This window comes from uncultured Subdoligranulum sp., from assembly GCF_937890665.1.
In genome coordinates this window covers 1-7,538 of the sequence record NZ_CALADU010000172.1, presented here as the reverse complement: position 1 = coordinate 7,538, position 7,538 = coordinate 1, and the positions used below count along the sequence as shown (strand labels likewise).

The 7,538-nt window shown below is 54.9% G+C and carries 6 protein-coding genes and 1 pseudogene; 5 read left to right on the top strand and 2 right to left on the bottom strand.

Annotated features, from left to right (window positions below; all coding sequences use genetic code 11):
• From Q0526_RS09845 to Q0526_RS09825, 5 genes are all read left to right on the top strand, one after another.
• On the top strand, positions 1–582 hold a 582-nt coding region (locus Q0526_RS09845; RefSeq protein WP_298733030.1), incomplete at its 5' end, for an NAD-binding protein.
• A 158-nt stretch (positions 583–740) separates the two neighbouring features.
• Positions 741–2,063, top strand: coding sequence for a TrkH family potassium uptake protein (locus Q0526_RS09840; protein ID WP_298733028.1), 1,323 nt, complete (start codon positions 741–743; stop codon positions 2,061–2,063).
• 145 nt (positions 2,064–2,208) lie between these two features.
• Positions 2,209–2,976, top strand: coding sequence for a polysaccharide deacetylase family protein (locus Q0526_RS09835; protein WP_298733032.1), 768 nt, complete (start codon positions 2,209–2,211; stop codon positions 2,974–2,976).
• Between the two features lie 31 nt (positions 2,977–3,007).
• Complete coding sequence (locus Q0526_RS09830; RefSeq protein WP_298733026.1) at positions 3,008–3,547, top strand: hypothetical protein; 540 nt, start codon at positions 3,008–3,010, stop codon at positions 3,545–3,547.
• A 45-nt stretch (positions 3,548–3,592) separates the two neighbouring features.
• Entirely contained in the window at positions 3,593–4,915 is a 1,323-nt protein-coding gene (locus tag Q0526_RS09825) for an alpha-amylase family glycosyl hydrolase (RefSeq protein WP_298733024.1), read from the top strand.
• Between the two features lie 75 nt (positions 4,916–4,990).
• Here Q0526_RS09825 and Q0526_RS09820 read toward each other — a convergent pair whose 3' ends face one another.
• Together Q0526_RS09820 and Q0526_RS09815 are read right to left on the bottom strand one after the other, a co-directional pair.
• Complete coding sequence (locus tag Q0526_RS09820) at positions 4,991–6,463, bottom strand: glutamate synthase subunit beta (RefSeq protein ID WP_298733021.1); 1,473 nt, start codon at positions 6,461–6,463, stop codon at positions 4,991–4,993.
• Between the two features lie 15 nt (positions 6,464–6,478).
• Positions 6,479–7,538 (bottom strand): annotated as a pseudogene (locus Q0526_RS09815) (glutamate synthase subunit alpha); the annotation flags it as partial.

Genomic DNA, 7,538 nt, shown 5'->3' with positions numbered 1-7,538 from the left:
CGGCGCTGTCAGGATATGAGCGAAAAATTCCCCGGTGTGTTGGTGATCCACGGGGATGGCGCCGACAGTGAACTGCTCAGCGAAGAGCGCATTGCCGAGATGGATGCTTTTGTGGCGCTGACCGGCATGGACGAAACCAATATTATCTTGGCGATGTATGCCTCCCAGTTCAACTCCTGCAAAGTGGTGGCCAAGATCAATCGTCCCTCGTTTGCGGATCTGGCTGCCGCCAACAATCTGGTGGACAGTGTGGTTTCGACGGCAGCAGTCACCAGTGAAGCTATTGCTCGGTATGTTCGTGCTATGCAAAACAGCTTGGATTCCGATAACATCAAAACGCTGCATCGCTTAGTAGGGGGCCGCGTAGAAGCGCTGGAGTTCAACGTGGGGCATGGTGTGCCGTTTATTGGTACCCCCTTAAAGAATTTACAGCTGAAAGACGGGCTGCTCATCGTCGGCATTGTGCGGCGCAATGGGCAGACGGTGATCCCCTCCGGTGACGATGTGCTGTCCGAAGGGGACGATGTGGTGGTCGTTACCACCGATACGACGTTGCATGCGCTGCGGGATATTGTAAAGTGAGGCGCCGGGCATGAACTTTAAAATGGTAGGTTTTGTGTTAGGCCGCATCTTTTTGATCGAAGCGGTGCTGATGCTTTGCCCGACGGTCTGCTCCGCCCTGTATGGGGAATGGAATATCGTGCTGGCCTTTTTGTGGCCCATTCTCGGGTTGGGCAGTATTGGGGGCGTTGTTAAGCCACCGCAGCCCCCGCAATACCACGATTTACGCCCGGGACGGTTTGTTGATCGTGGCGTTGGTATGGGTATTGATGTCGGTATTTGGGGCGCTGCCCTTTGTTATTTCCGGCGAGATCCCGTCCTTTTTTGATGCCTTTTTCGAGATGGTTTCCGGCTTTACCACGACCGGTTCTACAATTTTGACCGATGTGGAGTCGATGAGCCGTGGCCTTTTGTTTTGGCGCAGTTTCTCCCACTGGATCGGCGGTATGGGCGTGTTGGTCTTTGCTATGGCCATTCTGCCTATGACAGATGGACGGGCTATGCACCTGATGCGTGCTGAGGTCCCGGGGCCTACGGTGGGTAAGATCTCCAGCAAACTGCGGGACAGTGCCAAAATTCTGTACGAGATTTATTTCGTGATGACAGTTGCAGAGGTGATCATCCTCTGCGTTGGCGGTATGCCGCTGTACGATGCACTGATTCATTCCTTTGGCACGACCGGTACAGGTGGTTTCAGCAACAAGGCACTCAGCGTAGGTGCGTACAATAATCCCTTCTTTGAAGTGGTTATCGGCATCTTTATGCTGCTCTTTTGTATCAATTTCAACCTGTACTATTTCATACTGCTGCGCCATTTCCGTGATGCCTTCCGCTCGGAAGAATTGCGGGTCTATCTGGGGATTGTGGCGTTCTCCACCATTACCATCACCATCAACATTGCCAGCTTGTACGATAATGTGGGGACGGCGTTGCGCACTGCTTTCTTTCAGGTGGCCTCAGTGGTCACAACCACCGGCTATGCCACGGCGGACTTCAATCTCTGGCCCAACTATTCCCGTACCGTGCTGGTGCTTCTGATTTTCGTTGGTGCCTGTGCGGGATCCACTGCTGGCGGATTGAAAGTTTCCCGCATCATTATCTTCTTTAAGGCAGCCCGGCAAGATCTGAATAAGATGCTGCACAGCCATGCTGTTACCACCGTCCGTTTTGAGGGAAAACCTCTGGATGAAAAGACGCTGCGCGGGGTCCATAACTACTTCAATATTTACATGTTGTTGTTCTCGGCTTCGGTTTTGCTGGTATCTCTGGATGGATTTGATTTGGTAGCTACCTTTACGGCGGTGGCTACCTGCTTCAACAATGTGGGGCCCGGTCTGGAACTGGTCGGACCGATGGGTTCTTTTGCGGATTTCTCCGATTCGGTAAAACTGCTGCTCTCCTTTGATATGTTGGCCGGCCGTTTGGAACTGTACCCCATGTTGGCGCTGTTTTCGCCGCGGCTTTGGCGCAAACGTGCCGCGAGTACCGTGCAATCCTATTGATTACAAAACCCTGTTTTCCGTCAAAGGAAAGCGGGGTTTTATTTTGTCCACACGGTGCATACCTTGTAGCAAATCATGCGGGGAGGGGAGCACCATCCGTTACAATCGCCGACAGGAAGAAGAACGCCAAAAAATTTTGGCGTGGGTGGTATTGGGACTGCTGCTGGCCGTGCTGACGGCGATGATCCATCTGTTGTACCATCGGGAATATGCAGAAACAGAAATTCCCAACGACTGCTTTGCGGCTGTTGCGGCAACGGGAGAAACTGCACTGCCCAAATTGGTGTGCCTAACCTTTGACGATGGCCCCAGCGTGAATACCCAGCCGCTATTGGATATTTTGGAGGAAGAAAAGGTCCCCGCCACCTTTTTTGTCTGTGCACAGGACATCAATCAGGCATATTTGCCGTTGGTGCGTACCATCGTGGAGCAGGGACATCAGGTGGCCATGCACAGCGCTACCCATCGCTATGCGACGATCTATCGCAGCAGCGATGCTTTTTGGCAGGATATCAAGCAACTGCGGCAGGCACTGGAGCCCTATCTGCTGCTGGAGGATGTGACATGGCTGCGGTTCCCCGGCGGCAGTACCAATACGGTAAGTTACCGTTACGGCGGCCGGGAAATCATGAAAACACTCAAGACGCAGACAGAGGAAAAAGGCTGGCATTGGATCGACTGGAATGTGTGCGGCGAAGATGCCACCGCCTCCCATCCAGATGCCCAGCAGATTTTGCGCAATATCCAAGAAGACGCGGAGGGCCTTTCTACCTGCGTCGTCCTGCTTCACGATACCAAGGCGACCGGACAGACCGTGAAAGCGCTGCCGGATATTATCCAGTGGTTCCGTGCACAGGGCTATACTTTTTGTACGGTGGAACAGCTCTCGGAATTGCAAAGCACAGGGGAATAGGGTATAATAACTGCGAAAGCAGGTGAAAGGAATGCACAGATCCGAAAGCAGAATTGTTGCCCTTTGCGGTGTGCTATGTGCGCTTTCGGTGGTGTGGATGCTGTTGGGCGCTGCATTGCAGATTGGCACCTATGCGGCGCCGATGTTGGCCAGCTTTTTGCTGATTCCCGTGTTGGAGGAATATGGCCCCCGATACGCGCTGCTGCTGTATGGGGCAACCTCCGTGCTGGGACTTCTGCTGGTTCCTGAAACAGAACTGGCACTGTTTTACGCGATGCTGATGGGCTATTATCCTGTGCTGCGCCGCGGATTATGCCGTATCCGTCCGGCAGCGCTGCGGTGGGGTCTTACTCTGTTGGTGTTCAACGGAGCGACCCTCTTGATTTATGGGCTTCTTTCTGCCTTGTTGGGGCCTGTGGTATGGCAAGAACTGACGGCAGACGGCCCTTTTGTGGCAGGACTGCTTTTGGCAATGGGAAATTTGTCCTTTATTATATGTGACCGTGCTGTGGGGGCTGTTACGCTCTATTACCGGCGGGTACTGCGCCGAAAACTCAAGCGTTTTTTGTAATAGATATGCGGGGGATACTCCCCACGAAAAACAGGAGGAAAAACTATGTGGTACAACGAAGCCGTCGTCTATCAGATCTATCCGCTGGGGTTGTGTGGTGCACCGCTGCAAAACGATGGAAACAGCGAACAAGCCCAGCAGCATCGACTGCTGCGGGTACTGGACTGGGTAGAGCATATCCAAAATCTTGGCGCGACCTGTGTGCTTTTCAACCCGTTGTTTGAAAGTGACGCGCACGGCTATGATACCCGCGATTATACCAAGGTGGATTGCCGTTTGGGCACCAACGAAGACCTGAAAACCGTGGTGGATGCGCTGCATCAGGCGGGGATCCGGGTACTGTTGGACGGCGTATTCAACCATGTGGGTCGTGGCTTTTGGGCCTTCCGGGATGTGCAAGAGAAAAAATGGGACAGCCCGTATAAGGACTGGTTCCATATCAGCTTTGACGGCAATACCAACTACAACGATGGTTTCTGGTATGAATCGTGGGAGGGCTGCAACGAACTGGTGAAGCTCAATTTGCAGAATCCGGCGGTCAAGCAGTATCTGTTTGAGGTGGTCCGCGGCTGGGTCAAGGACTACGACATCGACGGGGTGCGTCTGGATGTGGCCTATTGTCTGGATCTGGGCTTTTTGTCGGAGCTGCGGGCGCTGGCCGATCAGGTCAAGCCGGAGTTTGTGCTGGTAGGGGAAACACTCCATGGGGATTACAACCGATGGATGAACGACCACGCTTGCCATAGCGTGACCAACTACGAGTGCTATAAGGGCCTGTATTCCAGCTTTAATACCGGCAATATGCACGAGATCAGTTACAGCCTTAACCGGCAGTTCGGTGCAGAGCCATGGTGCCTCTACACGGGCAAGCATCTTTTGTCCTTTGTGGACAACCACGATGTGACCCGGGTGGCTACTATTTTGACCGACAAGGCTTGCCTGCAGCCGTTGTACGGTTTGCTGTTCGGCATGCCGGGGGTGCCGGCGGTCTATTACGGCAGTGAATGGGGCGTTGAGGGAGATAAGAAGAACGGCGACCCCACCTTGCGCCCGGCCATCGAAAAGCCCGAAGAAAATGAGCTGACCCACTGGATTTCCTTGCTGGCACAGGCTCGTACGGCCAGCCCGGCGCTCTGCAATGGCAGCTACCGCAACGTAATGGTACAGCCTAAACAACTGATCTTTGAGCGCCGCACTGAGGAAGAGCGGGTGTTGGTGGCCATCAACGCCGACAGTGCGCCTTATGTGGCCCACTTTGATGCGGGCTGTGGTATGGCGATGGACCTGATTACCGGGGAACCCCATGACTTTGGCGGAGGCAGTACTTTGCCGCCTTATAGCTGCGCTTTCTGGAAGATGGAGCGCTGAGCAGCGTCTTTTCTATAAACGATAAAAACCACCCTGCCGGATTATTTCCGGCAGGGTGGTTTTGGTTACTAAGGATTACAGGTTGGTATATCCCATCAGATAAGCGTCTACTACGGCGGCAGTGTCGCGTCCTTCCCGCAAGGCCCAAACCACCAAGCTTTGGCCGCGGCGCATATCACCGCAGGCAAAAACCTTGGGAATGTTGGTGGCATACTGGGTGTCGCAAACGGTGCCGCGAGGTGTCAAATCTACCCCAAAGGCATCGGCTACATAGGACTCGCATCCTACAAAGCCAGCGGCAATCAGTACCAGATCGCAGTCCACAGAGAATTCTTCTCCGGTTGGCACCATCTGACGGCGGCCATCCACAATCTGGCTTTCCAGTTTGGCAAGCAGAGCGCCACAGACCTGACCGGCATCGTTTTTGTAGAATTCCTTGACGGTAGTCTGGTACACGCGCGGATCGCTGCCAAACTTGGCAATGGCCTCTTGCTGGCCGTAGTCGGTTTTCAGCACCCGGGGCCATTCAGGCCAGTCGTTGCCGGGGGTACGCTCCGACGGCGGGCAGGGCATCATTTCCAACTGCAGGACGCTCTCGCAGCCTTGACGGATGGCGGTGCCCACACAGTCGTTGCCGGTGTCGCCGCCGCCGATGACCAACACTCGCTTGCCGGCGGCATTGATGGCTTTGCCATCGGTAAAGTGGGAATCCAGCAGACTGCGGGTAACACTGGTCAGGTAGTCCACCGCAAAGTAGATGCCATTGGCGTCCCGTCCCGGTGCATTGAGGTCACGGGCTTGTTTGGCACCGCAGCAAAGTATCACTGCGTCATACTGGGCTTTCAGATCTTCGGCGCTTACGTCGTTGCCAACGTCAGCCCCCAGCACAAACTCAATGCCTTCTTCCTGCAAGACCTTTACCCGGCGGTCAATGACCCACTTTTCCAACTTCATGTTGGGAATGCCGTACATCAGCAGGCCGCCTACGCGGTCCTCGCGCTCGTAAATCGTTACTTGGTGTCCGCGTTTGTTCAAAAGATCGGCCACCGAGAGACCTGCCGGGCCAGCGCCGACCACCGCTACCTTTTTGCCGGTGCGGGTCGGCGGGGGAACAGCATGGATGGCGCCGCTCTCGTAGCCGTATTCCACAATGGCGCGCTCGTTCTCCTTGACGGTGACCGGATCGCCGGTGGTCATGCCGCAGGTGCAGGCTGCTTCGCACAGGGCGGGGCAGACCCGGCTGGTGAATTCAGGATAGCGGTTGGTGGCGATCAGGCGGTGTACTGCCAAATCCCACTTGCCCTGATAAATCAGGTCGTTCCATTCGGGGATCAGGTTGTTCAGCGGGCAGCCGCTGTACATGCCGCCCAATAGCATGCCACTCTGGCAAAAGGGGACGCCGCAATCCATGCAGCGGGCGCCCTGTGCCTGCTGTTCCTCTGCCAACAACGGAAGGTGAAACTCTTTGAAATTTTGAATACGCTCTTCGGGCGGCAGTTCCAGACTGGTCTGCCGTTTGATCTCCATAAATCCTGTCGGTTTTCCCATTGTAGTCTGCCTCCCTTACTTGGCGTTTTTCATGGCGTAAAATGCTTCGATCTGGGCCTGCTCGCTGTCCTCGCCCTTTTCTTCCATCTGGGCAATCAGGCGCAGCATCTTGTCGTAGTCGTGGGGCAGGACTTTCTTGAACTTGGGCAGGTATTCGCCAAAGTTGTCAAGAATTTCCTTGCCGCGGGGCGAACCGGTCAGTTCTACGTGTTCACGGATCAAATCTTTCAGCAGAGAAACATCATACTTGTGCTCCACCGGCTCCAGACTGACCATGTCCTTGTTGACGCGCTGGTAGAAGTCCCAGTCCTCGTCCAGTACATAAGCAATGCCGCCGCTCATACCGGCTGCAAAGTTTTTGCCGGTCTTACCCAGCACCACTACGGTACCACCGGTCATATATTCACAGCCGTGGTCACCCACGCCCTCGACGACGGCTACGGCACCGGAGTTGCGCACGCAGAACCGTTCGCCGGCCACGCCGTTGATGAAGGCTTTGCCGCCGGTCGCACCGTAGAGCGCTACGTTGCCGATCACAATGTTTTCGCTCCGGTCAAAGGTGACCTCTTTGGGCGGATAGACGATCAATTTGCCGCCGCTCAACCCTTTGCCCATATAGTCGTTGGAGTCGCCGATCAGTTCCAGCGTCAGGCCTTTGGGCAGAAAAGCGCCGAAGCTCTGGCCGCCATAACCGCGGCAGATTACATGGAAGGTATCATCGGGCAGCGTATTGCCGAACTTGGCCGTGATTTCGCTGCCGAAGATGGTGCCGAAGGCACGGTCCGTGTTGCCTACATCCAGCGTAATGGTCATGGGTTTGGGTTCGGCCATGTCGAAGGATTTTTTGAACTTCTTCATCAAAACCCGCATGTCGGGGGTCTTTTCCAGAGCAAAATCATAGACCGCTTTGGGGTCGAAGTGCACACTGGTATCTTCCAGCAAGGGATTCTTGAGCAGTGCGCTCAGATCCATTTCACTGGCGCGGGACCCCTTGGGGGCGGCCTTTACCTTCAGCAGGTCGGTGCGGCCTACCAGTTCATCCACGGTGCGAACGCCCAGTTTGGCCATGTATTCC